Annotated in this window: 22 protein-coding genes; 8 read left to right on the top strand and 14 right to left on the bottom strand. The window is 44.5% G+C overall.

Annotated elements, in window-relative coordinates; all coding sequences use genetic code 11:
- Positions 1-111: 111 nt before the first annotated feature.
- Entirely contained in the window at positions 112-324 is a 213-nt protein-coding gene (locus tag QF117_RS01340; protein WP_017036534.1) for a cold-shock protein, read from the top strand.
- A 179-nt stretch (positions 325-503) separates the two neighbouring features.
- Here QF117_RS01340 and QF117_RS01335 read toward each other — a convergent pair whose 3' ends face one another.
- On the bottom strand, positions 504-1,487 hold the full coding sequence (locus QF117_RS01335; RefSeq protein WP_282385683.1) for an arginine deiminase-related protein: 984 nt from the start codon (positions 1,485-1,487) through the stop codon (positions 504-506).
- A 309-nt stretch (positions 1,488-1,796) separates the two neighbouring features.
- On the opposite strand from QF117_RS01335, the gene QF117_RS01330 reads away from it, so the two are divergent.
- Entirely contained in the window at positions 1,797-3,632 is a 1,836-nt protein-coding gene (locus tag QF117_RS01330; RefSeq protein ID WP_282385682.1) for an ABC transporter ATP-binding protein, read from the top strand.
- 565 nt (positions 3,633-4,197) lie between these two features.
- On the opposite strand, the gene QF117_RS01325 is transcribed toward QF117_RS01330, so the two are convergent.
- The 6 genes from QF117_RS01325 to hutW form a co-directional block, all read right to left on the bottom strand.
- Complete coding sequence (locus QF117_RS01325) at positions 4,198-5,874, bottom strand: FapA family protein (RefSeq protein ID WP_282385681.1); 1,677 nt, start codon at positions 5,872-5,874, stop codon at positions 4,198-4,200.
- Between the two features lie 270 nt (positions 5,875-6,144).
- Positions 6,145-7,851 (bottom strand): ABC transporter ATP-binding protein, encoded by a 1,707-nt coding sequence (locus QF117_RS01320; RefSeq protein WP_282385680.1) that lies wholly within the window; start codon positions 7,849-7,851, stop codon positions 6,145-6,147.
- Positions 7,852-7,998: 147 nt separating this feature from the next.
- Positions 7,999-10,137: a TonB-dependent hemoglobin/transferrin/lactoferrin family receptor gene (locus tag QF117_RS01315; RefSeq protein WP_282385677.1), complete on the bottom strand. Its 2,139-nt coding sequence runs from the start codon at positions 10,135-10,137 to the stop codon at positions 7,999-8,001.
- A gap of 101 nt (positions 10,138-10,238) precedes the next feature.
- A complete protein-coding gene (hutZ, locus tag QF117_RS01310) occupies positions 10,239-10,784 on the bottom strand; it encodes a heme utilization protein HutZ (protein ID WP_282385676.1) in 546 nt (181 codons plus the stop codon).
- Positions 10,781-11,299, bottom strand: a complete 519-nt coding sequence (gene hutX / locus QF117_RS01305; RefSeq protein WP_282386100.1) for a heme utilization cystosolic carrier protein HutX — start codon at positions 11,297-11,299, stop codon at positions 10,781-10,783. The genes hutZ and hutX overlap by 4 nt, the downstream gene beginning before the upstream one ends.
- Before the next feature lie 10 nt (positions 11,300-11,309).
- The gene (gene hutW, locus QF117_RS01300; RefSeq protein ID WP_282385675.1) at positions 11,310-12,692 is read right to left on the bottom strand and encodes a heme anaerobic degradation radical SAM methyltransferase ChuW/HutW; all 1,383 of its coding nucleotides are present in this window, start codon (positions 12,690-12,692) and stop codon (positions 11,310-11,312) included.
- Between the two features lie 147 nt (positions 12,693-12,839).
- Here hutW and QF117_RS01295 point away from each other — a divergent pair, with 147 nt between their 5' ends.
- The 6 genes from QF117_RS01295 to QF117_RS01270 are packed head-to-tail and all read left to right on the top strand — an operon-like array spanning position 12,840 to position 17,738.
- On the top strand, positions 12,840-13,673 hold the full coding sequence (locus QF117_RS01295) for an energy transducer TonB (RefSeq protein ID WP_282385673.1): 834 nt from the start codon (positions 12,840-12,842) through the stop codon (positions 13,671-13,673).
- 2 nt (positions 13,674-13,675) lie between these two features.
- Positions 13,676-14,470 (top strand): MotA/TolQ/ExbB proton channel family protein, encoded by a 795-nt coding sequence (locus QF117_RS01290; RefSeq protein ID WP_282385672.1) that lies wholly within the window; start codon positions 13,676-13,678, stop codon positions 14,468-14,470.
- Complete coding sequence (locus tag QF117_RS01285) at positions 14,467-14,892, top strand: biopolymer transporter ExbD (RefSeq protein WP_282385671.1); 426 nt, start codon at positions 14,467-14,469, stop codon at positions 14,890-14,892. The genes QF117_RS01290 and QF117_RS01285 overlap by 4 nt, the downstream gene beginning before the upstream one ends.
- 2 nt (positions 14,893-14,894) lie before the next feature.
- Positions 14,895-15,773 (top strand): ABC transporter substrate-binding protein, encoded by an 879-nt coding sequence (locus QF117_RS01280; protein ID WP_282385670.1) that lies wholly within the window; start codon positions 14,895-14,897, stop codon positions 15,771-15,773.
- A 10-nt stretch (positions 15,774-15,783) separates the two neighbouring features.
- Positions 15,784-16,836 carry an iron ABC transporter permease gene (locus tag QF117_RS01275; protein ID WP_282385669.1) on the top strand — a complete coding sequence of 351 codons (1,053 nt, stop codon included), beginning with the start codon at positions 15,784-15,786 and terminating at the stop codon, positions 16,834-16,836.
- A complete protein-coding gene (locus QF117_RS01270) occupies positions 16,836-17,738 on the top strand; it encodes a heme ABC transporter ATP-binding protein (RefSeq protein WP_282385668.1) in 903 nt (300 codons plus the stop codon). Before QF117_RS01275 ends, QF117_RS01270 begins: the two co-directional genes overlap by 1 nt.
- A 186-nt stretch (positions 17,739-17,924) precedes the next feature.
- Here QF117_RS01270 and QF117_RS01265 read toward each other — a convergent pair whose 3' ends face one another.
- From QF117_RS01265 to aer2, 7 genes are read right to left on the bottom strand one after another with little or no spacing between them, the layout of a single operon-like run.
- Positions 17,925-19,622 (bottom strand): fused response regulator/phosphatase, encoded by a 1,698-nt coding sequence (locus QF117_RS01265; protein ID WP_282385667.1) that lies wholly within the window; start codon positions 19,620-19,622, stop codon positions 17,925-17,927.
- A gap of 49 nt (positions 19,623-19,671) precedes the next feature.
- A complete protein-coding gene (locus QF117_RS01260) occupies positions 19,672-19,971 on the bottom strand; it encodes an STAS domain-containing protein (RefSeq protein WP_017036517.1) in 300 nt (99 codons plus the stop codon).
- A 9-nt stretch (positions 19,972-19,980) separates the two neighbouring features.
- Positions 19,981-21,126, bottom strand: coding sequence for a methyl-accepting chemotaxis protein (locus tag QF117_RS01255; RefSeq protein WP_282385666.1), 1,146 nt, complete (start codon positions 21,124-21,126; stop codon positions 19,981-19,983).
- Between the two features lie 42 nt (positions 21,127-21,168).
- The gene (locus QF117_RS01250) at positions 21,169-22,203 is read right to left on the bottom strand and encodes a chemotaxis response regulator protein-glutamate methylesterase (RefSeq protein ID WP_282385664.1); all 1,035 of its coding nucleotides are present in this window, start codon (positions 22,201-22,203) and stop codon (positions 21,169-21,171) included.
- On the bottom strand, positions 22,203-22,844 hold the full coding sequence (locus tag QF117_RS01245; protein ID WP_282386099.1) for a chemotaxis protein CheD: 642 nt from the start codon (positions 22,842-22,844) through the stop codon (positions 22,203-22,205). The genes QF117_RS01250 and QF117_RS01245 overlap by 1 nt, the downstream gene beginning before the upstream one ends.
- Before the next feature lie 28 nt (positions 22,845-22,872).
- Positions 22,873-23,730 carry a protein-glutamate O-methyltransferase CheR gene (locus QF117_RS01240; protein WP_282385662.1) on the bottom strand — a complete coding sequence of 286 codons (858 nt, stop codon included), beginning with the start codon at positions 23,728-23,730 and terminating at the stop codon, positions 22,873-22,875.
- Positions 23,715-26,123, bottom strand: a complete 2,409-nt coding sequence (gene aer2 / locus QF117_RS01235; RefSeq protein ID WP_282385660.1) for an aerotaxis transducer Aer2 — start codon at positions 26,121-26,123, stop codon at positions 23,715-23,717. Before aer2 ends, QF117_RS01240 begins: the two co-directional genes overlap by 16 nt.
- Between the last annotated feature and the right edge of the window lie 3 nt (positions 26,124-26,126).

Below are 26,126 nucleotides of genomic sequence, written 5' to 3'. Positions count from 1 at the left end.
TTTGTAGCTAGGCGTTTCCCTTTTATTTTAGCGTAACATGACATAATTCAACTCATTGGCATTTGGCTGATGTTGAACTTTTTCTTAAATTAAATAAATAAGGGACATAACATGTCTAACTCAATTACTGGTACTGTAAAATGGTTCAACGAAACTAAAGGTTTCGGTTTCCTTACTCAAGATAACGGCGGCGCAGACGTATTCGTACATTTCCGTGCTATCGCTTCTGAAGGTTTCAAAACTCTTAACGAAGGCCAAAAAGTGTCTTTCGAAGTAGAGCAAGGTCAAAAAGGCCTTCAAGCTAGCAACGTAGTAGCTATCTAATTTAGCTCTACTAGCATTAGCTAATAGAATATATAAAGGTCGCCATTGGCGGCCTTTTTTGTGCCTTGTTGATTGTCTACATGCAGGTTTTACCTCATAAACAAACCCAAAAAATGAAGTTCACAAGTAATGCGAACTCCATTTTAAGTTCCGAATGAATACCTTTCGATTTACACCTTTTAAAGCAACCTCTTCCTAGTCGGCAAGAACACTTCCCCTAGCATACAGCGAACACTGCCTCCACCAATCGATTCAATTGTCTTAACATCAAATGGTAATAATTTCCCATGAGTTGAAAGCTGGGCTATCTGAGCCGGTGAAAAAGCGTCATAAGCAGACTGAGACATGGCAATCACCTTAGTACCGTTGACGGTTTCAAGCTGGAGAATATTGCCGCAAAACTGATTCATCTGTTCAATCGATATTGAAATCACTTGTTTCGATTTCGACAACGACTTCATCACAAAGCGTCGTTCAAACTCAGGGATAACTTCATCGCATATCACCGTGAAGGTTTCCCCAACCGCCATCATTACATTAGTATGGTAAACAGGCTGACCTGATTCTAAAGCAGTCTGAAACGAAATCACTCGATTGTAACCTATGCGTTTCGCATATTCTTCCAGAACCTCTCTGTCACAGCGTTGAGATAATGCGGCATATATTGTTCGATTGGTATGATCTTTCACCATCACACCCGTACTTTCTAAATACGCATTGTGCTCTGTGTACTCTTGTAGGGAGTCAATGTACTTCACAGGGCGACCCGCTTCCTCTAGAGAGGCAACCAACTGTTCAATACGCACTTCATGTCGTCGATTTTTACACGCCATAGGGAAGGTATATAGCTCACCAGAAGAAGTCGTGCTAAACCAGTTGTTTGGGAACACGGCATCGGGAGTGGCTGTCTCAGAGGGCTGATAATCAAAATCGATCACTTGAACCCCTTCTGAACGCAAGCCAGAGAGCATAGCGCGATACTCCGCCATCGTCTTTTGATGAATTTGCTCTGGGGTCAGATCGAGCTGATGCTGAAACTCATTATCCTTTGCCGTCTCAGGGTTAAAAGTAAACTCTTTTGGTGGCACCATGAGGACACAATTGGCATTTTGAGTATTAACAGTCTGATTAGGTAAAGCTGCTGGCTTTTTACTTTGCAACATCGTCTTAGCTCTTTTTTACTTACGATTCGCAATTGTAAACACTTTGTTAACTGTGTTTTTACTGAATTAACGAGCATCTCCATTATCAAACCCAATTATTAACTGGGAAATCATCCTTTATCAGTAATATTTACTGTCACGTATACCCTATCGTATTTGTTGGGTAAAAACCGTTACATTGGTGCACATAACATATTAGTGACATTTCATATCCAATCGTTATACCATAGCGACGCCTCTTTTTTCCTCTCATGAATGACAAGTACACCGATAAAAACACTGAGAATTGGCATTATATTAGGATGATTTATGTTTAAAAAGTTTGAAAGTTTTACCAAACCTTTCCCCAATGAAGAGCCCAAACAGCCGCCTAAAGGGATTTTTGCTTTCTGCCGTTATTACACGCGCGGGTTTGAAGTCCCACTGATTATCATGTCGATCATGTCTACCATTGTAGCGATTGTTGAAGTCTCTCTATTTGGGGCAATGGGACAGTTGGTCGATTGGCTTTCGACCAGTAACCCTGAAACGTTCTGGCAAGACAACAGCAGCGTATTAATCGGTTACGGAATACTATTGCTCGTGATCATGCCTGTTCTCGCCGTGGCATACTCTCTGCTCATCCACCAAACGCTTCTTGGCAACTACCCAATGTCGATTCGCTGGCTGGCGCATCGATACCTGCTAAAGCAAAGCGTGAACTTCTATCAAGATGATTTCGCTGGCCGCATTGCAACAAAAGTCATGCAAACCTCACTCGCTGTACGTGAAACCGTCATGAAAACCATGGATGTCTTCGTCTATGTTTCGGTCTATTTTACGTCGATGGTAGTGCTGCTCGCTTATGCCGATTGGCGTTTGATGATCCCAATGGTCATTTGGCTAGCTTGCTACGTAGGAATTCAGCTTTATTTTATCCCTAAACTAAAAAGTGTTGCCGCAGACCAAGCGGACGCTCGATCGACAATGACAGGACGAATTGTCGATAGCTACACCAATATCTCCACCGTTAAGCTGTTTTCGCATAGTAAACGCGAAACCGAATATGCCGAAGAAGGCATGAAAGGCTTCCTGGATACTGTTTACAAGCAAATGCGCCTGGTAACAGGCTTTGATGTCTTGGTAGAAATCACCAACTATGTGCTGGTTTTTGCCGTAGCGGCTATGTCGATATTTTTATGGATGGACGGTTCCATTACGGTTGGGGCCATTGCTATTGCAATAAGCTTAGCACTTCGTATTAATGGTATGTCGATGTGGATCATGTGGGAAGTCAGTGCCCTATTTGAAAATATGGGTACTGTTGTCGATGGCATGAAAACCCTCGCTAAGCCGGTGGATATTGTCGATACACCAGAGGCTAAACCACTAAAAGTCCCGCATGGTGGAATCAGCTTTGAAGATGTCAGTTTTCACTATGGCGAAAACAAAGGCGTCATTAGCCACCTTAATCTCGACATTAAGCCAGGCGAAAAAGTCGGGTTAGTGGGAAGATCTGGGGCAGGGAAATCCACCTTAGTAAATCTGCTGCTTCGTTTCCATGATGTAGAAAGTGGAAAAATTAAGATCGATGGGCAAGTCATTTCAGACGTCACTCAAGATTCGCTTCGCAGTAATATCGGAATGGTGACCCAAGATACCTCGCTGTTACACCGCTCGATTCGTGACAACATCTTGTATGGTAATCCCGACGCCACCGAAGAAGAGTTAATCAAAGCGACCAAACAAGCTCACGCTGATACGTTTATTCAAGACCTTACCGACCCATTTGGTAACACCGGTTATGATGCGCAAGTAGGCGAGCGAGGTGTCAAACTGTCTGGAGGCCAACGCCAGAGAGTCGCTATCTCACGAGTTCTGTTAAAAGACGCACCTTTATTGGTTCTGGATGAAGCGACATCTGCACTCGATTCTGAAGTCGAGGCCGCCATTCAAGAGAGCTTAAATGAGCTGATGGAAGGTAAGACTGTTATCGCAATTGCGCACCGATTATCGACCATCGCAGCAATGGATCGCCTAATCGTTCTTGACCAAGGTACGATTGTGGAGCAAGGCTCCCACCAAGAATTGATCAGCCAAAAAGGGATTTATGCACAATTATGGGCGCATCAAACCGGTGGGTTTATCGGTGAAGATAACCAATAAAGTCGTTGATGTTCATGGTAAAAAGGAGCCGCTGGCTCTTTTTTTTTGAATATCCGATGGTAAATGATCGTTTTTATAAGGTTTTCCGTACCTATTCACTCTGGCTAAACGCATCATAATTTAACGGACACTGATCACATCATTAGTTTAATATCTCTATCATCTTGCTTAATAATGTGACTTAGATCGTGGCGATAATGAAGATTCAAGGCTAGATTGAATACAGGCTAAATCAAAATATTGAGTTGGATAGACACTCACGAAAAAGCCTCGGTAAAATGAAGAGAGGATAAAATGAAAAAAATGAGAAGAGCGCAATTGCATCGCATTAGAGTTCAATACTGGAAAGACACCAGTAAAGATGCAAAAACTTCATAAGCGTACATTGTAACAACCCTACGCTCCTGAAATGTAAAGTGTGTATCTGGTCTATAGCAAGAAAAGCAATGGTAACCCTTTATATACGTAGATTTCAAAACACGTAGGTTTCAAAACCAAAAAGCTGGCTTATTGCCAGCTTTAATATTTACAGACCCTAACTGGATTCTGTCAACTACCCCGTGTACTACAATTCAGTCACCGCTTCATCGCCCATCATTGATACGCAGTTAATCTCATACTGATTAAAGGTAAACACACTCGGGCCATGGCTTCGCTTAGTGATCACTTTTTCATCGCCAAACTGAACCGTCACATGGGAATAGACCTTATTCTTGGCTTCCACACTGTTTGTCTCCAACAGAGCTTCAAACTCTTCTTTACACATTTCAACCGCGAGCTTGGCTTTTTCTAGCTTATTGTTTTCTCGCAGTTTCAGCTGTTCCAGTTTCTGCTCATCTTCCTCACTACGCTCAGATTTCGGAGTTTTCTTGAATTCTAACTCTCGTCTCACGACGTCCATTGTCGATTCTTGAGCGTCCTTATAGCTCGTTTTAAGCTTAGAGATTCGCTCTTTATACATGGCAAACTTAGCAAAGCCTTCTACATGAGTGGCTGTATCACCTTCCACCCCAAGATTGATACAGGTTACCTTACCGCCAACTTTTGCTTCTCCGCCACTCAAAGTTCCTTGTTTGCCATTGCTATCGCTGACATGCAAATCTTTGCCACAACGGAGAACATTGTTTAAACAGTGTACCGACAGGTTGATATCTTCCGCGGCTTGAAGCTCTGAAAATTGTGCATAATTGGCTTTGATCGTGCCACCAGATTTGACAATACAACTTTTGGGCTCGCCTTCAGAAACGGTGTGGCCAATGATCCCTTTCGCCACTTCAATATTCCCTTGAGCTTGCACATTGGCACTTTCAATAAAGCCGCCAACGGTGATCGAACCCGTCGCTCTCACCATCATGTCTGATTCAATATTGCCTTTCACCACAATCGAACCTTTAAACTTAATATGGCCCGTCGCAACACCAATATTGCCTAGACAAAGGGCATTATCTACATCGACCGTCTTCTCTTTTATGATTGGCATACCAGAGACACTAGCCAGCAATAAATTTGGATTATTCGGGGAAATATGCGAGCCTTTCCCCGCCACCAGCGCCTTGTCTTGTCCTGGCTTAGTCGGAATCACTTTACCTTGAACCGTCATGCCAGGGGTTCCTTTAGTGGAAGGAACGCGCTCCATTAAAGGCTCTTCGACGTCGACTGTGATCGTTTCACCGAGGTCAAGCATATCCACTTTATCGCCATCATCATTCGCCTGAGGGGCCAAAACTTGATGCGTGACGTCTTCCACTAAAGCGACAAACTTAGCGTCTTTCCCTTCTATGGGTTTCATACCTTTCGCAACAGGTTGAGTAAATGTTTCTCCTGGCTTAAGTTGGTTGCTCATCACGAGCACTTTTTTCAACGCGAGTTTGTTAATGCCTTTCGTCACTTGCGCCTGCGCCAAACAGTGAATAATCTCATTACCTCTCAACCCACGCCCACCATAAGCGCCCGTAACGGTAATGCTTGCCAGCATATCGCCGTCTGATAAGTCGACTTTAGCTTGCGCATTGCGAACTTCAGCGATAACAATCCCATCATAGGCGTCTTTTTTAAGGTCTTTAGCAAGTTTAACGAAACGCAGCATATCCTCTTCTAAGACGAACATATGATCAGCCTCAAGATCCACTAACGTCTCTTGAAGCCCTGTTGAATCGAAATTCTTGTCGACAGTGATCGCTGCGGGTAAACGAGCAATCACCTGCTGTCCGTTATCTGACAGTGAGATGAATTTTTTCCACATACAACGTACCTAATAAAGGAATGCAACCATTTGATTCAGTTTATACAATTTGTTTTGGGTGAAAAATACATCAGTCTCAAAACTAAGGCGTACATCACTAAGGTGATATCTCTTCCACAAAACTGCTTGTCACTTAATACTAGATGGCTTCTGCTGATAGCACATTATCTCGCCTTAGCGGTATCAGCAGACATTGTTGTAAGAAGCAGACATTGTTGTAAGAAGCAATAATCTTGCCACTCAGCTGGATTATGAATATTTAAACCTTTCTTAGCCATACAAAGTCTGGTACAGGCCGTTTTCCGTCACCAGTTGTTGGTGTTGGCCTGATTGAATCACTTTTCCATCTTCTAGGACATAGATGACGTCAGCTTGCTTAACGGCAGATAAACGGTGCGCTACAATGAGTGTCGTTTTGCCCACCAGAAACGCTTTCATGGCTTGGTGAAGTGAGGATTCCGTTGCGGTGTCGAGCGCTGATGTCGCTTCATCTAAGATCACGAAGTCTGGGTTGGTTAAGACCATTCGAGCAATAGCAAGGCGCTGTCTTTGCCCACCTGAAAGCCGTACACCTTGTCGTCCCAATTGAGAATCTAACCCTTCAGGCATGCTGTTAATGACCTCAGTTAACTGGGCAACACTAAGCGCCGCGTATAACTCATTATCAGTATGCCGTTCGCCTAAGGTTAGGTTTTGTCTTACCGTATCGTTGAAAATAATCGGCTGTTGCAATACCGGCGCAATTCTCTTCCGAAGTGCTTCGTAACCCACCGACTCAATCGGATGGCCGTTGATCAATATGTCACCGCTGTCTTTCTGGTAAATTCCCAAGAGTAATTGAATCAGGGTGGATTTCCCTCCACCAGAAGCCCCCACCAACGCAACGCACTGACCTTTTTTGATGGTCAGATTTAGGTTATCCAGAACGGTCCTCTCTCCATCAAATGAAAAACAAACGTTCCTGCATTCAATCTCAAATGACTCGTTGTCTTTAAACGGGTTTACGGTTGCAACCGGTCTTTTCTCTTCTTCCAGTGCTAACAAGGTGTTGATGCGTTTCATCGCGGCACTGGCACTGAACCACGAGTATTGGATACTCAGTAAATCTTGAATAGGCGAAAGCATAAACCAAAGATAACCGAAGATGGCAAAGATTTGGCCAACGCTGAGATCCCCCATCAACACTAGCACGACTGCCGCTGCGCGAAAAATTTCAAACCCAACGAGAAACATAAGAAAAGAGACTCGATTTGCCGCGTCAGATTGCCAGGCGTAACTATCAGCATCAATTCGAATATTGTTGGAATCTTCCTTGAGTTTGGTGAGGTACTGCTGCTCTCGGCTAGAGGCGCGCAGTTGATAAAGCCCTTCCAGTGTCTCAACCAGTCGCTGTTGGAAACGCTCAAATGAACGATTTTCACGCTTTTTCAGCGTCTTCACTCTTTGTCCCATTAATCGAGAAAAATAGACGATGACAGGGTTAAGCAGCACGATAAAAAGCGCTAACTTCCAATCTAACCAAAATAAAACCGCTGCGATTCCAAGCGTGCTTAACACTGCAATTAAGAAACGACTTAATGCGCTGCCGATAAATTGGTCGATAGTTTCGATATCGGTAACAAAATGAGCGGTAAGGCTGCCACTGCCCCGTTCTTCGTATTGACGCATGCTGATGTTGCCCAGCTTTGTAAGTAACTGTTCGCGCACCATTCCTGTTAAAGATTTCGATATTAAGGTGAACTGCCTTGTTTGGTAGATGTTCAATGCTTGACTCGCCAATCGCATGACCACAACCAGCAAGGTGACAATCACGACATACCCAACCGGTGTCTGCCAAGCCTGCGGAACAAATGAATTTAGTAATGCAATGCCGGCAGCGGGCTGCTGTAAAACAACTTCATCAATAAGCAGTGGCATTAATAAAGGAATGGGTACACTCAAAAGTGTGGCAAAAATGGCGACAACATTAGCTACCATGATTTTGTTTTTATGTTTAGAGGCCTGCTCTATTAGCCAGGTTCTATTGATCAATAACGTCGGCAAAATACTTCTCGTCCTATACAATAAGACCGCTCTTCATAAGAAGAGCGGTCAGTTTAGATTATCCGTGGAGGCTAAGAGAATTTAGAAATCGTACTTAGCGGTAATCGCGAAGCTTCGACCAGCCTGAGTATAAAACTTGTCTTCTTCCGTTTGTCCACGAACATCACTCCAGTTGTAGTACTCTTCATCTGTTGCGTTGAAGATACCCGCACGTAGCGTGACGTCTTTCATTGGCACGTAATACGCGGTTAAATCAACCACCGTTGAACTGTTAGGCGTAAACATCTCACTAGGTTGCCCCATACGGTTAGTTTCTGCGGTTACGTCAGATTGCTTTTTCTTCGCGGTGTAAGTCACTTTTAGTGAGCTTCCCCAAACATTCGATGGTGCATCGTAGTTTAGGCCCAGTACCGCATTCCAAGGATTCACTGAATTCAGTGGATCGTTGTTTCCATCTTTACCCTCTGTATACGCTGCGGCAACACGCGTGCTCACACCTTCAGCGCTGCCTGTTAGCTCATACCAATCCAATGTATTGGCAAACTCAATCCCTTTGATGGTCGCTTGGTTGATGTTCACATATTGGTATTCAGCAACCCGACCGTTCATGCCTGTGTTTTGGTAATCAATAAAGTTGTCGTAATCACTATAAAAGACCGCCACTTCGGTTGAACTCATCGCTGTATCATGGCGCCAACCTAGCTCGTAAGACACACTCTCTTCTGCTTCTAGATCCGGGTTAGGGATGCTGGCATAGCCGTGCATCGGATTACCGAACGAATAGAAAAGCTCTTGGAAATCAGGGGCACGGAAGCCCTGGCTGACTTGAGCAAAGATTTTGTTCTCTTGATTAATAGAATAAAGTGCCCCTAAACGGCCAGTTACCGCTGAATCAGAATAGGCTTTGTAGATCGTAGGGTCGTACATTCCACCTTCAGGGAAGTTATTGCCTGGATCGGTTTCAAAAGAATCGAATCGAACACCTGGAGTTAGAATCAGATTGCCCATCGTGATTTCATCTTGAGCAAAAAAACCATAACGCGTTTCAGACGCTTCCGGCATGTAGAACACCACCTGGTCAGCGTTTAGAGAGTTGTACTCGCTGTTGGTGTTAGCAATGTCTTTATTTGAGAACGAAGCACCATAGACAACAAAATGTTCAGTCGAACCTACTTCAAAAAACTTATCGAGTTGAATATCAGCCTGTATACCTTCGTCACTGTATACGTAGTCTTTTTTCTGCACATTACCCGGCGTATAACCGCGGCTTCTACTTGCAAACGTACGATCAGTAATGCCGTTCTGATCTTTGACCTGATAATCCAATTGCCACGTTAACTTGTCTGCGGCTAATGATTCCATCGCCCAAATGTGTTTCACGCCAAGGCGGTAGCGATCACTGATGTCTTCACCCGAGTAGTCGGTGTATAAATCATCGGAAAACTGAGTCTTGATCGTACTATTGACGTATTCGCCAGTAAATTCTAAACGGTGCGCTTGATTCAATTGATATTGAAGTTTGAGCAACAAGTTATTGGCATCAGAACTTTGTGGATCCACATGACCAAAATTATCGATTTCTTCGCCATCACGTCTTGTATACGCGACTAAAGTTTCTAAATCACCGAAGCGATTCGCCAGTGCCACCGACTCACTGAAGGTATTATCCGCCGATGAGAAGTTGAACTTAGCATGGCCGCCAACGTCTTTTCCGTCCGCTAAAAAATCACTGGGATCTTTGGTTTCAAAGGCAACAATACCGCCAATGGCATCGCTGCCTTGTAAAGAAGAAGCCGCACCTTTCACCACTTCAACGGATTTAATCATATCAATATCAACGTCCACTCGACCCGAGTTGATAAAGGAAGAGACATTTTTGAATTGGTTGGGCTGTGAAACGCCATCCACCAAAATCTTAATTCGATTTCCTTCCATGCCACGAATGTTAATGCTCTGAATGCCCTGGCGAGAATCCGATTGAACATCAACACCAGGTGTATAGCTGAAAAGGTCATCGACACTGTTCGCTAGGTTCTCTTCAATTTCCTGATCGCTGATGACCGTCACAGAGGCCGCGGTATCCTGAATGGTTTGATTCGTACGAGTACTGGAAACCACAACTTGATCTAACGTGAACACTTCATCTTGTGCCAAAGCAACGGCACTATTTGATGAAAGAATCGCGGCAACCACCACGGCTAAAGGTTTTTTGTTAAGCATGTTTGTTCCTATTCCTAAATTTTGGGCAATAGAGTCCGTTAAGCAGATCATCATGAACTGCCCTTATTATTTGAATGCTCTATTGAATTTTTGTATTACGGCTAGCTTATTTCACTGCTCTCTGTGCTTCTTTTCTGCTCTTGAACATGCCCTTCGGTGAGGTGCATAAAACTGAGTAACTCATCGCCGCTCACGTTAAACGCTTTACCAAAGCCTTTCACGTAACGACCTTTTTCGGGGACAAGTTGATATAAGTTAAAATCGCCTAACGTACTAAGGTTATCGATAATCTCACCAAAACGATGTCGCATGGCCGCTATCGCCTCAACACCGATGTCTGATTGCTTATCTATACAGGCTGCTTTGGTGTCAAACGTGAGTCGACGACGAGCGTAAATCGATTTCGCCTTTGCTTCATCTTCAATCATCATGATGGAGACGGATTTGGCGTGTTTTAGATTCTGCCCATGCTGGGCAATATCGCTGATCAAAATGAAGTATCCATGCGATGTGTGCGCAAATGGAGAGTAGCTCACATGAGGAATCCCATGATTCAAGGTCGCCAACTGGAGTGTTTGGCAACTTTCTCTAAACTCTTGAATTTCTGGTCCTAAGCGATCTTGCAGTCTCTGTTGTTTGTCTATCACGCTGTGTACTCCTTCTTCAACGCTTGAAATGCTTCGATTTGTTGTGGGATTAACTGACGGCTTTTATCGCGACCAAGGTACACCTTAAAAACACAATGTCCTTGCTGCGTATAAAAACCCATGTAGTGACTTTCCATCGACCTAAATGGCTTACTAACAAAAGCGATGTGCTTTACAAGGTCGATTTTCAAATGACCATGTAGCCCTTCTTTACCCATAATGTTGTAATATCCATGCGCCACTTTTCCTTTAGGAAACGGGTTTTTGAATTCAAATATCGACCCAAAAGAGTGCACGATTGTGGTGACCTTACCCCATTCTGGCAGTTGGCTAAGAATGGCTTCTGTGTTTTTCCCGTCGGTCACTGAAACACACTCGTCAGGCAGTGCGAGCGTAACCTCACCTTCTGTAAGACCGAGTTGTTCCGCTAACGTTGATACCGCAATACCGCTTTCTTTTTCTAGCGACTGAGCGACTTTTTCTTTCACTTCGATGTAAGAACTGCTTAAAAACATCATGACTCCATTAAGCTACATTTGTGTTTGATTGACTTTGATTAAAAAGCGGTCTAATCACTTGGATGGTATTTTGTGCTAGCGTTGTCGACCAGAACTGTCCAGCGAGCGAGAGTTCGACATATTGCTGGTTCACCTCAACCAAGCCATTTTTTTGCCACGCTTTGAACAGCGGAATTAACGCATCAAATAACGGGAAGTTAGCCACTGAATCCAAATTTGCTTTGGATAAAACACCGCGATCAAAATGCGACTTAATCACACTTTCTATTGCGGCATTGGGTGAGACATTCATGGCCCCTGCGACAGGAAATCGTTGATCTTCAATCGCCTTGATGTACTGGTCCATGTCCCTGAGCTGCATCGTGGCGACACCGTTAACACTACCACCCGCCCCCGCCCCAAGAGGCAGTACCTCGGCGGTCGTTTTAGCTAAGCTGTTATAGATGCTGCGCTCACGATTACCCGAAGCCCAGTGATTGACACTCAACCTTCTTTGGTGGTGTTTAGCCATAAATTCGACGCCCATTTGAAACATAGACGCTTTCATTGCGGTGTCTGCGGGCATAGGCAAGCGCCCTTGATTAACCATCAGTTCCATTGGCAACCCTTTCATCTCGATCAACTGATACAAATCGACGCCATCAACGCCAGATTCCAGGTAGCTTTCAAGATCCTCTTGCCAGTTGTCTAACGTTTGATGCGGCAAGCCGTAGAGCAAATCAATCACAATCGGTGCAGCGTTATAACTCACCATGGATTGCAGTCGTTCCATCACATAGTCTCGCTTATCAAGACGTTTAGCTGCGAGACGAACCGTATTGTCAAAACTCTGAACACCAAAAGAGAATCGGTTAAATCCGCCTTCCAATGCCGCTTCGAATTTTTCATCGTTGAAGCGATTCACTCGCCCTTCCAGAGTGATTTCACAATCACTGGTTAACGGAAACGAAGAACGCAGTAACTGACCAAGTTCTTTTAGTTGTTGCGACGACAGATCAGTTGGCGTTCCGCCTCCAACATACACCGCTTGGAATGGTGCCGATTGAGACCAATCAAATGAGGATTTCCACTGTATCTCTTTAACAAGCGCCTCAAAATAACGATTCATTAACTGTTTTGAAGACGCGTATTGGAAAAAATTACAGTAGGTACAACGCACTCGGCAAAAAGGAATATGGATATATAAACATCGCCCGTTCGTTGTTCGAGGATGAGTTTGGGTATTGGATAGCTTGAGAGCATCTTTAAGTCGACTCTGAACCTGATTGGGTTCAATGACGTCCATACGCCCACCAGCATGTGCTCCTTTTTTCCGGCTAAATGCGTACCGAAGAGGATCTGGGGTCGAACGACCCACTAAATCTGGATCAGATGTATCAATTAAAAACATAATCTTTGGTTCTTTGATTTGCTTAGGTAGAGCGAATTTTACTGGATGATATACTTATCAAAATGAAATGCAAATAATAATTGATCTCATTCGTATTTGGTGGATAATAAATCCTCTCAACGATCAAACTCATCTCAAGGAGCAAAAATGGACCTCAAACGGTACGCCATCTTTGCTGGACTTTCACTGACTATTCATAGTGTTGCATTTTCAGCCAGCTATAAACCTTTAAGTGTTTCACCAATAACTTCACCAATGGAGACCCCGTTGGGCCAAGCAGTCAGTATTCAATTTGTTGCTGCTCCTTCGCCAATGGTCAAGAGCGCTACGACATCTACCTCTGAAAATAAACTTGAACCAAAACCAAAGCCAGAAAAACCCAAAGTAACCACAACGGTGAAGAAGACGGATCTACCCACACAAAAAGAGCCAAAGCAGGCGATTGAAAAGCCCATTACTGTTGAAAAACCTATTTCAGTTAAAAAAACCGTTTCAGTTAAAAATGCAGCAGTAGAAAAAGTCAAAACAGCTACCGAACCTGTGCCGGTCATCACTTCACCGACACAGAGGGTGACCAAAACAGAGCAACAGGAACAAGCCGAACCCGTTTCAGTGGCTGAAGAAAATCAAGCCGTTAATGAACTACCACAAAGCACCATTGACCCGGTCACGACGGCCAATAACACCGCACCCGCAGCGCCTAAGTTGGTGAAAAAGCCTACGTTTGAAACCAGGCCGTCAGCCATTGATTACCCACGCAGTGCCAAGCGTCGTAACATTCAAGGAGTGGTATTGGTTGAAGTGTGGCTTGACCCAGAAGGCGATCAAACAAAATTGACGATCGTGAGTTCATCCGGTCATCAAATACTCGACAGTGCGGCACTCAAAGGGATATCAGAGTGGCAATTTCGTCACCACAAAAATGATGGGCAAGCCATCGCTCATCGAGTTCAAATTCCTATTAACTTTAAATTACATTGATTATGCATATTCTTAACTCTATTCACTCTCAGCTTGGCATGATGACATGGCCACTGACGATTATGTCCCTGATTGTCGTCATGATCTTACTTGAACGAAGCGTGTTCTTATTGCTGAATACACGCACCAACCGTAAATCGTTACTGCGATCACTGCGTCAGCTTGATATGAACGATGCGCAAAAAGTGGATGCCTTTTCACAAACGCTCACCGCCAAGAAATACACCCTTGAACAAGGGGCAGGCATGCTACTTGGGCATCGCTATTTCGCTAAGTCCCTTCGTGAAGAAGCGGTGTCGATCTGGCTACAGAAAAAACGCCAGTGCTATACCTCAGGCCTGAAAGTACTGTCTATCATTGGCGTTATTGCGCCTTTAGTTGGGCTACTGGGCACCGTATTAGGCCTCATTGAGATGTTTAAAACCCTTGGTGATTTTCAAGGCTCGATTGAGCCCTCTTTACTTGCCAAAGGATTAGGACTTGCCATGTCGACAACGGCGGCGGGTTTGTTGATTGCTTTACCTGCCATCACTGCAGCGCAGCTTTTTCACTTATGGGCAGACAACACACTCAACAAAATTGAACATGGACTAAACCACTGTAATCTGCTTTTAGAAGGGGTTTATTTCGAAGTAGAGACGAGTGGCATGCAAAAAGAGTGTGGCGCAGCCGCAACGCAGCAATCTTCTGTCTCATCATGTTTGTCATCAGATTCGTTATCAGAAGATCGCCCAGCACCAACATCAACATCATCTACCGGAAAAGCATCAGAAAAGAACGGAAAGCAAGCCGCATGATCACCAGTAAGATGAATTCAAACATCGGTGCTGAAGATCTAAAGCCCGACCTAACCCCGCTGCTTGATATTATTTTTATCGTCATGGTGTTCTTGTTACTGACCGCCAATATTGACATTAAAACCATGGATGTCGACATCCCCACGACCAACGAGCAAACCGTACTCACCGATGTGGATTCCGACGTCATCGCAATTAATCTTATGCTCGAAGCGCCCAACTGGGCCATTGAAAAACAAACATTTCACGATTGGGATGCCTTTACGCAAGCGTTAATCGATGTGTCGCATCAGTATCCAAAACGCTCACTTGTGATTGGCTCTGATAAAAACGTGCCCGTCGAAAAAATGCTTCAACTCCTGGCTTTCATGCAAAAAAATGAAATGAACGCCACCAGCATCATTATGGATGAAGAGAAATAACCATGACTCAATTGTTTACCACATTTAATACCTTATTACTGTTTAGTGTTTTCCAGCTTAGTGTTGCTTTCTCTGCTCACGCACAAGAGCGTATCGTCAGCGCTGGGGCCAATATCACAGAGCTATTTTTCGCACTCGACGCCGAGGATTATTTGGTTGCCGCAGATTCCACCAGTAAAAGTTATCTCCAAGGAACCGATATTGCTCAGGTCGGCTATCACCGACAACTGTCTGCGGAAGGTCTTATGGCGCTCAACCCTACTCATCTCATTGGCTCGCCTGAAATGGGGCCAGAAACTACGTTAAAGCTCATCACTGCAAGCAATGTAGAAGTCTTGACGTTGTCATCAGAAAATTCATTATCGGCGCTTAATCAACGTATTGATATAATTGCAGAAATCACCGACAAACAGCAACAAGCAGAACAGCTAAAGCATTCGGTACGTAGCGATATTGAGTTTTTATCACAAGGCTCCTTAAGCACACCACCCAAGGTGATTTTCTTAATGCTGAGTAAAGATCGCCCAGCAACCGCTGCCGGTACCAACACCCCCGTTGACACCATTATTTCACTGTCTGGCGCTAAGAACCCAGCCTCAGACATGATCGAGTCTTATAAGCCGCTCTCTTATGAAGCGATCATCGCCTTACAACCGGATTACATCCTAGTCAGTGAACGAACCATCGAGAGCTTTGGCGGGCAAGACAACATCATTAAAAAGCTTCCGTTATTGGCGGCGACTCCAGCAGGAAAACATCAACAAATCATCTCTGTTCCAAGTAGCGCTTTGATTGGTGGATTTGGCCTACAAAGCATTGAGTTGGCTAAAAAACTCAATCAACTCTTTACACTTAATCCACCCATTACACTCAATCAATAAGTGCTTCATCATGTCTGTTTCCAGCTTTACTCGCGTTCCAACCACCACTCTATTTATTATTGGGTTGGTCGCACTTTACTTCGCCGTGATCAGCTCTGTTGCAATAGGGCCAATGAATATTTCACTGCTTGATAGTCTGCATGCCTTGATTCCAGCGTCATTACGTAGCGTGGAAATACCCGCGCACATTACTTTGGTGATTCAACAAATTCGTCTTCCCCGTACTCTATTAGCCATCGCAGTTGGCGCGATTTTGGCGCTATGCGGTACCGTGATGCAAGGTTTGTTTCGTAACCCGCTTGCTGACCCAGGAATTATCGGGGTGAGTGCTGGTGCTTCGTTAGGTGCAGCGCTGGCGATCGTCCTGTTTGGTTCGCTTGCTCAAAGTCATCCGCAACTCTTACTCTTTGGTACGGTTCCGGTGTTCTCGTTTATTGGTGGGGCACTCACTACGGTGATTGTTTATCGCCTCGGCACTGGCGCAAATGGTACATCAGTCACCATGATGTTATTGGCAGGCGTTGCCATTGGCGCACTGGCAGGATCAGGCCTTGGTTTAATGAACTATTACGCCGATGACCAAGCTTTGCGCGATCTTTCATTATGGACAATGGGGTCTTTGGCGGGGGCCAACTGGGGAGCATTAATCTTGGCCTTTAGCACTTTAGTCGCTCTATTCATTTTATTTTATCGTAACGCCGAGCCCCTTAATGCTTTACTGCTAGGCGAGGCAGAAGCTAAGCACATGGGTATCGAAGTTCAAAAGCTAAAACGACAGTTAATTTTACTGACCGCGGCAGGCGTTGGCGTGACGGTCGCCTTAGCGGGCATGATAGGTTTCATTGGTTTGATCGTGCCTCACCTCGGGCGAATGCTCATTGGCCCCAATCATAAGTCACTGCTACCTATTGCCATGCTCATTGGGGCTTTGCTACTTCTGATTGCCGATATGATCGCTCGAACTGCGGTCGCCCCATTAGATATGCCTGTCGGTATTGTTACCGCACTTATTGGTGCTCCATTCTTCATTTGGTTGTTGATAAAACAAAGAGGTCGTATCTGATGACACACACAACGGCACAGGCCCCAACGTTACCAGTGGCTGGTAATAACGTTGTCTCCAAATCGACCGCATACAAATCGACCTCAGGAAAATCTACAGAACAGCAGCCCTCAAACTTCAATCACGGGAGCTCTCGCCACGCTATCTCACTCAGTAACCTTAGCCTAAAACTAGGAAAAAAGGTTATTTTGGACAAGGTGAGTACTCACATCAAAACAGGAGAATTGACCATTCTTCTCGGCCCTAATGGTACAGGGAAAAGCTCACTGTTGAAGATGATCACCGGCGAGTACCCTTCTCAAGGAGGAATCGACTTCTTTGACCGTAAATCAGAACAGTGGTCGCCTCAGGTATTGGCAAAACACTTGGGAGTATTACCTCAATCAAGCAGCCTAAGTTTTAACTTCAGCGCCAAAGAGGTGGTCGAATTGGGCGGTATTCCGCTCGCCGAAAGTGCCAAAGGTATTTCCGATATTGCCGCAAAAAATATGCGATTGACCGATACCACACACCTTGCGGATCGTATGTACCCTAGCCTCTCTGGTGGCGAAAAGCAGCGAGTTCATTTTGCTCGGGTATTGACTCAGTTAGCACAATCGGAACAACAAACCATCCTTTTGTTAGATGAGCCGACATCCGCCTTGGATTTGTCCCATCAACATCAGACGTTGTCACTCGCTAAAACCTTAACTGGACAAGGGGCGGCGGTGGTTATCGTTATGCACGACTTAAACCTTGCAGCCCAATACGCCGATAGAGTGATGATATTAAACAAGGGCAACATTGTCGCCGATGGCACCCCTTGGGACGTGTTAACAAAAGAAATCGTTGAAGACGTATACAACTTCAATGTAACGGTCATCGAGCACCCACATGATGATTATCCGGTGCTTCTGAGTTAATTTAATGAAGAGTTAATTTGGTGAAGATCTGGTTTAGTAATGGGTTGGTTTATGATGACTTGGTTTATGATGAGTTGCTTTATGATGATTTGGCTTGGTAGACCGAGAGTAAAATGAACGGTTAGCCAAATGACCAATCCACCAGTCCACCAACCGATCCACCACAAACATTTGAATCGAATACAATCAAGCCGAACTAGGAAAACGATGCAAAGCGTTAAAGTGATAAACCGCAGTAACGCTTTTGCCTTCATTAGAATACTCAAGCGAATCACATAACTCCGTCGCCAATACGATTCCTCGGCCATGGGTCGTTCCGTTTTGAGCCGACAAGCTTAAATGATGGTAATCAAACCCTTCCCCATTATGCTCTAGCAACATAGTGATGATTTGCTCTTCGGGTTGGTAATCTATGTCTAACTTCACCCAAGCATCGGGGCTCAGGTCTTTTAATCTTTCTTCTCTCAACTGATAAAACTCAAAAAAACCATCCGGACTTTCTTTTAAAGAAGACTTAAGTCCGAGCAACCCATGTTCAATCGCGTTAGCAAATAATTCAGATAACACTGAGCAAACCAAATCTAGGTGTTGCCCCCCATTTAAAATACCCGATAGATATTGACGAACCTCACTAAGAACACTGGCGGTTTTTAACACATGAGCCGGAAAGTGTAGGCCCGTTTTCATGGGAATTTTACTGTAATAAAAGTCTGTAAGCTGCAAACTGTTATCATTGCCATTGATAATCGGGAATGTCATCGACAAAATAGACAAATCATCCCCCGCTTTCATATTAGAGAACGCCCGCACCGCTTCGTGCACTGTGGTGATATGGGCTTGACCGTTTTCTAATGCTTTTTCTAGGCGCTCTTGACCAAATTGTTCCCCGTGTTCATTCATCGCTTCGGTTATGCCATCGGTATAGCTTACGATTTGCTGACCTGGCTCTAAAATCAAATGCACAATATCGGTTTCAAATTCATGAGAATCGAGCACGCCTAGAGGCATATGCTTCGACACTAGGCGACGAATGATTTTACTGTTCTTATCCAATACGTAGGTGTCAGGTAAGCCTCCTCCCCACCAAGAAACTTCAAACCCATTGGCTCTGATTTCAAAAATACTGGCCGCGAGCATCATGCCTATCGGTAGAAACTTACTTAACGAGTTATTAATTTCGTTGACGATCTCACCAAGAGATAATCCTTTCTCAGCCATGCTAAAGAATGCTCGAGTAGCGGGAATTGCAGAAATGGCGGCAGGAAGCCCATGACCGGTAGCATCCGCAACCATGACATAAGCCCCACCATGAGGACGATTAGCAACAATAATCAAATCCCCATTGAAAACGGTCGAGGGGGTTGAAATATAGTTCACACCGAAGATATGGCTCGTTTGTGCACTCATTTCTTCCACTAAATTGGAAAAAATTGACTCTGATATTGAATAATCGTACTGGACTTGCTCGTGGAAATGGCTCAACTCATCACGCTGACGAACGACTTCTTTATGAATTTTCACAATTCGGTAATGGGCTTGAATTTTGGCATGAATAACGGTGCGCTCAAACGGCTTTGAAATAAAGTCATCTCCCAAGTTAAGGCAACGTTCATAGGAGGTATTATCATCAAGAACAGTAAGAAATATGATCGCAATATGAATGTTGGGGAAGGCTTCTCGAATCTCGATTGCGGTTGTGAATCCATCTTTCACAGGCATCATGACATCCAGTAATATGATGTCTGGCAGCGCCTCCATCTTTTTCATCGATGGCACAACATCTTCGCCGTTTTCAAACGTATCAATGTGGCTGGCTAAATCCTGTATCATACACCGACAGATTTCACGATTAGTCGCATTATCATCAACGATCATCACTCGCATAATGTCTTCCCTCTAAAACTAACTTTTCAAAAGCTTCACCTAAAAATGATTAATCGATTTTAAATTTCTTATCAAACCTCGAAATGAGAAGAATTTTTTTTACTTGTGGTAGCGTGTTGGTGAGGGTGATTGAACCATCCGCTTGCCCCAAATAGTTTTGCATATTGAGCAGCATCCCCAACCCGGCACTATCGATATAGTCAACTTTGCGCAAATCCACAGTGAAAGAGTACTCTTTTCTGTCGGTATAGCTTCGTCTAAAATCTTGCACCAAACTAAAACCAAATGCGCCTTCAATGACGATGGTGACCCTTTTAGAAGCGGTGTCTACTTGTGTTTCAACTGTCATATACTGTCCTCAAAATAATTCAACTTCGCCTTCATCAATACTAGACTGACTCGCTGCTGGCCCGCTGCGGTGCTTCGAACGCTGCAAGATATCGGACAACACTTCTTGTAGCATCGATGCTTCTTGATGGTTATCTAATGCAGCCATTATTTCTTTCAAATACTCAATGGATTCTTTTGCGTAATCGCCCTGCTGCAGCACGATGTCGGCAAACTGCAATGCGCGTATGCCGTCTCCCACATGCCCGTGAAGATCTCCTCCTAATTCTCTGATCTTATGCACTTCTTGCTCTATTTCGATATTGACTTGATGAACCCCTTTCAACATATCGTCGACTTTTTCCTTTGATTCAATCGCAGCCGTCATATCAATAGAGGCCATCTCGCCCACGGTGTCATTGGCTTCTTGGACGGTGGTTTGAGCGATGTTGATCTCTTTCTCTATCTTAGAATTGAGTTCTTCTGATTGTTTGGATAAATTTCTGACTTCTTGAGCGACCACAGCAAACCCTCGACCCGCTTCGCCCGCTCTAGCCGCTTCAATCGCCGCATTGAGTGCCAACAAATTGGTTTGCTCAGACAAGCCTCGCACCTGATCTAATAGCTTGAATACCGTTTGTAATTTATCGGACATGTCGTGAATACTGTGCACCGCGGAAATACTTTTCTCTGAAATATTGACAAAAGTAGCGACATATTCAGCAATGATGGTTTCTATTTTAGGTAAAACAGAGGTGAGGTCATATTCACTGTCTTTGTTGGCAAGTAAGCCATCAACTAAGGATCCCGTTACTTTGCTTTGTTCTTCGCTTACCCGTTGTAAGCTAAAAAAGCTGTTGTTCAGCGTTTCAACCGATTCATCAATGATTTTGTGCTGGCTATCGAGTGGTGCTGATATTTTAGGAATACCATCTTTCAATATTTGATTGAGCTCTTCTGGAACAGCGAACATTCCTGCTGATTTTTGATCAACTTCAATACTGTCGACATCATGCCTTGATGTGGATAAAACCAACCAAGGTACTGCCGCGACGATAATCATTAACCCTAAGTGAAATGGATTTTGCGATAAGAACATCCAAGCGGAAAGAAACCCAACCTGGACGGTTAAGGCAATAAGCTTCTTTGACTTGTTAGAAAGCCGAGTGATTTTCATAAGCCTGTCCTGACATAATTTTATGATTTGTCGTTATTTATTTTATTTATAAATACAATGAAACAGTTGCTTGGGTATTTGACTTAATGAGAGCAGTTTGTCGACAGCTCCGAGCTCATAAGCGACTTTTGGCATCCCCCAAACGACAGATGACTGTTCGTCTTGCGCGAGTGTTATCGCACCTTTGTTTTTTAAATTAAGCATGCCTTTGCCACCATCATTGCCCATGCCGGTAAGCAGCACCCCGATTGCTTTGTCTCCGACCACTTCGGCCACCGAATTAAACATCACATCGACCGAAGGCTTATGACGATTCACTGCTGGGCTGTCGTCTAGTTGGCAGAAAAGGTGATTACCGCGACGATAAACGGTAATGTGTTTATCCCCAGGAGCAACATACGCACAACCATTGATTAACGGTGCTTTGGATGCGGTGAGTTCTTTGACGTCGATGTCGCTTGCATCATCTAACCGCTTAGCAAACGCACGAGTGAACATGGCACTGATATGCTGAGTAATAATGATAGGTGGTAATCCGGCAGGCAGTGCTGACATTACGTTTTTCACCGCTTCTGTTCCTCCAGTCGAGGCCCCAATAGCGATCAGCTCACAATGTATGTGTTTTTTGCTTGGATCGACCTCTGGCGCGACTTCAATTGGACTAGCGGTTTGTACATTGGCTTTAGCAGCCATGCGAATCTTATTATTGATCTCTGTTTTGTACTCAACAATTTCCCCGGTCGCTTCTACCGCTGGTTTGGGGAAATAATCCACAGCCCCAGTTTCCAACGCCTCTAGAGTAGGCTCCGCTCCGTGCTGGGTTAAGGTTGATATCATCACCACCGGCATCGGGCGAAGCCGCATTAGATTACGTAAAAACTGAACACCATTCATTTTTGGCATTTCAATATCAAGGGTTAACACATCAGGGTTGTATTGTTTGATCATCTGCCTCGCTTCATAGGGATCTTCAGCCGCCGCGACCACTTCTAGCTCTGGATCAGAGTTGATCAACTGCGTCAGTAATGCGCGAAATACAGCGGAATCATCTACGACTAACACTTTAATTTTATTCATTAAAATAGCTCCACATCGTCATCGTGATTCTTATGGCTTTCTTTGCCCAGTTCAGTGGCGTATTTTTCTTCTTGATGTTGAAGTTGATGTACTTCGGTAAATGGAATTCGCTTTAGCCAGGCTTTACCCGTTAGTGGGTCAAAGATGACTTTTCTGGGTTCCATACCACCGAGATCATGAGCTTCAACCACAAGTTGTTCTTGCTCGACATAGCGCTTAATAAATTCGATGTTTTTTTCACCTATCATGGAATAACGCCCTAACATTTGTGCGCCACCAAACAGCTTCAGTCGCAGGTTCTCTCGCTGTGCCCCCATAGAGATGAGTTGATTAATTAACATCTCCATCGCATGGCTACCGTAACGAGACGCGGTAGAAACCACTTCACTGGCCTGCCAATGCCTTAATTGGTCACTGCTATCAAAGGGCAATAAAAAGTGATTCATGCCGCCAAAGTGTTCCTCTGTATCCCAAATACATGCGGCAATACAGGAACCGAGGCCCGTACAAATAACCTCATCACTTTTTGTGCAATACAGCCCTCCAGGCATGACCTTAACCACATGGTGCTTGTGCTTAGGGTGATAAAAGCGACTAAAATGCGCATTTTCGCTGCGTCTTTTTTGTACTTCAAATGTCATCATTCGTCGCCTTTTCATTCCGTCTTGATCATTTCTTCACGTAAATGGTATGACCTAAATGGTGGAAAAAATCACTGCAAGTTCCAACACTTTCCGAATGCCCAATAAATAAGATCCCATTAGGTTTTAATGCTTGATGAAACCTTTTCAACAGGTTTTCTTGTGTTGGCTTATCAAAATAAATCATCACATTACGGCACGATATAAGGTCGAAAGGTGGCATCTTAGGCCATTCATCGAACAGGTTTAACTGATTGAACTTCACGTGCTGCTGGAGTCCTTTCTTGATTTTAATCTTGCCTTTATGCTCACTTTTTCCTTTAACAAAACAAGGTTTAAGATAGCGTTCAGGAATGCTCTCGATCACTTCTTGGTCATAAATTCCGGCCTTGGCATGGTCAAGAACCGAGGTATCGAGATCAGACGCAAATACATTCACCGTCTCTACTGCATCAAACGCCCCCGAAACGAACAGCGACGAAATTAAACTGTAGGGCTCTTGCCCTGATGAGCAACCCGCAGACCAAATGTTAATGCTCCTGTTTCCTTGGTGTTTCCACTGATCAAGAGCTGGGCCTTCTAAAAACTCAAAGTGGTGGTACTCTCGAAAAAATTCGGTTTTGTTGGTGGTCAATGCGTTAATAAAGTTAACCCGTTCGGTTTCTGAGCCCTCAATTATTTCTCGATACTGTGAGAACTTCCGAACGCCTTTCGCCCGCATTTGTCGGCTCAACCGACCGTACACCATGGTACGTTTACGATCAGATAAATAGATTCCAACGCTTTTATGCATGTACCACTGCACATACTTAAAGTCTTGATCCGTTAGCTCAAACTCCTCGTCCATGGCAGCTACACCCTCAGCATGAGTTAAAACTCTTCCCATTCGTCGCTATCCTCGTCCATGTTGAAGTTGGAGTTCACCGCTTTGTTTGAGCGCAGTTCGCTGACATTATTTTGAGGAGAAGGCGGAGTATTGACGGCTGGTTTTTTAGATTCTAAAGTTTCGACGTTACTGTCCGTTGTGAAGAAATTCATCAGGTTAAGTAATACTTTCCCTTCGTCTTTTAATGATTGGCTTGCAGCAGAGGTTTCTTCAACCAACGACGCGTTCTGCTGCGTCATTTCATCCATGGTGGCGACAGCACGATTGATTTCATCGATGCCTGTAGACTGTTCAATGCTTGATGCTGCTATCTGTGCGATTAACTCCGTCACCTTGGCAACGGCATCGACGATTTCTTTTAGAGTCTCACCAGATTCATCGACCAATCGAGATCCTTCATCCACTTTTTCAACGCTGTCGTTAATTAACCCTTTAATTTCTTTTGCCGCAGCAGCACTTCGCTGCGCTAAATTTCTAACTTCACCAGCGACAACGGCAAAGCCTCGCCCTTGCTCACCGGCTCTTGCTGCCTCTACCGCCGCATTAAGTGCCAGTAAGTTGGTTTGAAAGGCGATTTCATCTATTACCCCAATAATATCGGCAATTTTCTTACTCGCATTGTTGATGCCAGACATTGCCGTGACCGCTTGCCCAACAACATCGCCTCCTTTGCTTGCTTTTCTCGCCGCGTCATCAGCCAGTTCATTCGCCCCTTTAGCGTTATCCGCATTTTGTCTCACTGTCGCCGTCATTTGCTCCATACTTGCCGCGGTTTCCTCTAGATTTGCCGCCTGAGACTCTACCCGTTGGCTCAAATCATCATTACCTTCCGCAATTTCAGACGATGCAGTCGCGACTCTGGCCGATGAAGTGGTGATTTTTTCCGTCATATTTCTTAGATTCACAATGGAGGTATTCACTGCATTCGCTAATCGACCAAACTCACCGTCAAAGTCATCGGACATACTTGCATTGAGGTTGCCATCGGCCACACCACTCATGACTTGAATGCACTCTCCTAGTGGCGTCACCAAAGTATCAAGCAGGCTATTCACCCCATCCCCAAGCTCTTTCATAAAGCCACTGTAAACGCTGGTATCAATTCGATCGTTGAGGTCACCAACAATGGCTTTTTTAATCAACGCCTCAACCTGACGCTGCCCATCTTGCAGCTCGGTAATATCTTCCCACTGCAACGCTGGACCAATGTAATTCCCTTGCGTATCTCGCATCGCAATGCAGGTTAAGGTGAACTCTAAACCTCCAACCGCGATATTGGAGGTGAATGGAAGTGCATCAGGATTACTGATAATTCGGCGCTGGTGGGCTGGGTTTTTATGGAAAATATCAATATTGGCACCCACTAAGTTATTGATATCAAAATTCGGTAATGCTTCTGTTAACTCCGTTTCTCGCGATCGCAATAGCGCCATCAACGCTGGGTTAACATCGCGGATAATCCCTTCTTTATCGGCCATCATTAGATTGGTGGTCATCCCTTCTACAGCAGATGCTAGACGCCCAATTTGCTGCTCTTTGGCTCTCTCTTCTGTCACGTTCGCCCATTCAAGGGTATTACCAATGTACTCTCCATGAGCGTCAGTGATAGCAGCTACATTGAGCTCTATTTTCACATCGGCGACTTGTATATCCGCTTTGTGAGGAAGGTTGGCAGGATCTGACAGTAATTGACGTTGATGGGCAGGGTTTGCATGAAACTCATCGATGCAGCGATTCATCAACCACTCTTTGGAGGCCGTAAAACCCGGCCACACTTTTCTCATTTCACTTTCTATCGACGAAAACAGGTTAATAGTCGCATCGTTGGCATACGTAATAAGAAGATCTCGATCAATCATCAGCATGGCTGTCTGTGCCTGGCCTACAGCCGTTTGCAGGCGCGCGACATCATGTTCTCGTGCTAATTTTTCCGTAACATCTTTCCACTCTAGGGTATTCCCAACATAGTCCCCTTGACTGTCAACAATGGCACCGACATTGAGCTCTATCTTAATACCTTGCACATCTATGACGGTTGAATATGGCAGATTCGCTGGAGTTGAAAGCAGCTGACGTTGATGAGAAGGATTGGCATGAAAACCGTCGATGCAGTAACCAATCAATGCTTTTTCATCGGCAGAAAAACCGGGCCATTGTGATTGAAATAACACCTCATGTTTTTTAAATAGATTCAACGACTGCTGATTAACATAGGTAATATTGAAATCTCTATCAATCATCATCAACGCGGTTTGAGCACCATTTAATGCCGCCAATAACTGTGACTTTGAGACACCACTCTCGTTCTCAGATTCCATATCGTCCATTAGGCTGTCGTTAGCGTGTGCTACAAATTGAGCACTTGCATCCTTTTTCTTGTTCCAAAAAGCCATGTG

This window comes from Vibrio sp. YMD68 (assembly GCF_029958905.1).
Lineage (GTDB): Bacteria > Pseudomonadota > Gammaproteobacteria > Enterobacterales > Vibrionaceae > Vibrio.
Note: the sequence above shows the minus strand (reverse complement) of the source record. Positions and strands in the feature narration are given on the sequence as shown.

Excerpts from the sequence above, each read along its gene's own strand:
- QF117_RS01340 (WP_017036534.1), top strand. The coding sequence starts at position 112 with ATGTCTAACTCAATTACTGGTACTGTAAAATGGTTCAACGAAACTAAA.
- QF117_RS01335 (WP_282385683.1), bottom strand. The coding sequence starts at position 1,487 with ATGTTGCAAAGTAAAAAGCCAGCAGCTTTACCTAATCAGACTGTTAAT.
- QF117_RS01330 (WP_282385682.1), top strand. The coding sequence starts at position 1,797 with ATGTTTAAAAAGTTTGAAAGTTTTACCAAACCTTTCCCCAATGAAGAG.
- QF117_RS01325 (WP_282385681.1), bottom strand. The coding sequence starts at position 5,874 with ATGTGGAAAAAATTCATCTCACTGTCAGATAACGGACAGCAGGTGATT.
- QF117_RS01320 (WP_282385680.1), bottom strand. The coding sequence starts at position 7,851 with ATGGTAGCTAATGTTGTCGCCATTTTTGCCACACTTTTGAGTGTACCC.
- QF117_RS01315 (WP_282385677.1), bottom strand. The coding sequence starts at position 10,137 with ATGCTTAACAAAAAACCTTTAGCCGTGGTGGTTGCCGCGATTCTTTCA.
- hutX (WP_282386100.1), bottom strand. The coding sequence starts at position 11,299 with ATGTTTTTAAGCAGTTCTTACATCGAAGTGAAAGAAAAAGTCGCTCAG.
- hutW (WP_282385675.1), bottom strand. The coding sequence starts at position 12,692 with ATGTTTTTAATTGATACATCTGATCCAGATTTAGTGGGTCGTTCGACC.
- QF117_RS01295 (WP_282385673.1), top strand. The coding sequence starts at position 12,840 with ATGGACCTCAAACGGTACGCCATCTTTGCTGGACTTTCACTGACTATT.
- QF117_RS01290 (WP_282385672.1), top strand. The coding sequence starts at position 13,676 with ATGCATATTCTTAACTCTATTCACTCTCAGCTTGGCATGATGACATGG.
- QF117_RS01285 (WP_282385671.1), top strand. The coding sequence starts at position 14,467 with ATGATCACCAGTAAGATGAATTCAAACATCGGTGCTGAAGATCTAAAG.
- QF117_RS01280 (WP_282385670.1), top strand. The coding sequence starts at position 14,895 with ATGACTCAATTGTTTACCACATTTAATACCTTATTACTGTTTAGTGTT.
- QF117_RS01275 (WP_282385669.1), top strand. The coding sequence starts at position 15,784 with ATGTCTGTTTCCAGCTTTACTCGCGTTCCAACCACCACTCTATTTATT.
- QF117_RS01270 (WP_282385668.1), top strand. The coding sequence starts at position 16,836 with ATGACACACACAACGGCACAGGCCCCAACGTTACCAGTGGCTGGTAAT.
- QF117_RS01265 (WP_282385667.1), bottom strand. The coding sequence starts at position 19,622 with ATGCGAGTGATGATCGTTGATGATAATGCGACTAATCGTGAAATCTGT.
- QF117_RS01260 (WP_017036517.1), bottom strand. The coding sequence starts at position 19,971 with ATGACAGTTGAAACACAAGTAGACACCGCTTCTAAAAGGGTCACCATC.
- QF117_RS01255 (WP_282385666.1), bottom strand. The coding sequence starts at position 21,126 with ATGAAAATCACTCGGCTTTCTAACAAGTCAAAGAAGCTTATTGCCTTA.
- QF117_RS01250 (WP_282385664.1), bottom strand. The coding sequence starts at position 22,203 with ATGAATAAAATTAAAGTGTTAGTCGTAGATGATTCCGCTGTATTTCGC.
- QF117_RS01245 (WP_282386099.1), bottom strand. The coding sequence starts at position 22,844 with ATGACATTTGAAGTACAAAAAAGACGCAGCGAAAATGCGCATTTTAGT.
- QF117_RS01240 (WP_282385662.1), bottom strand. The coding sequence starts at position 23,730 with ATGGGAAGAGTTTTAACTCATGCTGAGGGTGTAGCTGCCATGGACGAG.
- aer2 (WP_282385660.1), bottom strand. The coding sequence starts at position 26,123 with ATGGCTTTTTGGAACAAGAAAAAGGATGCAAGTGCTCAATTTGTAGCA.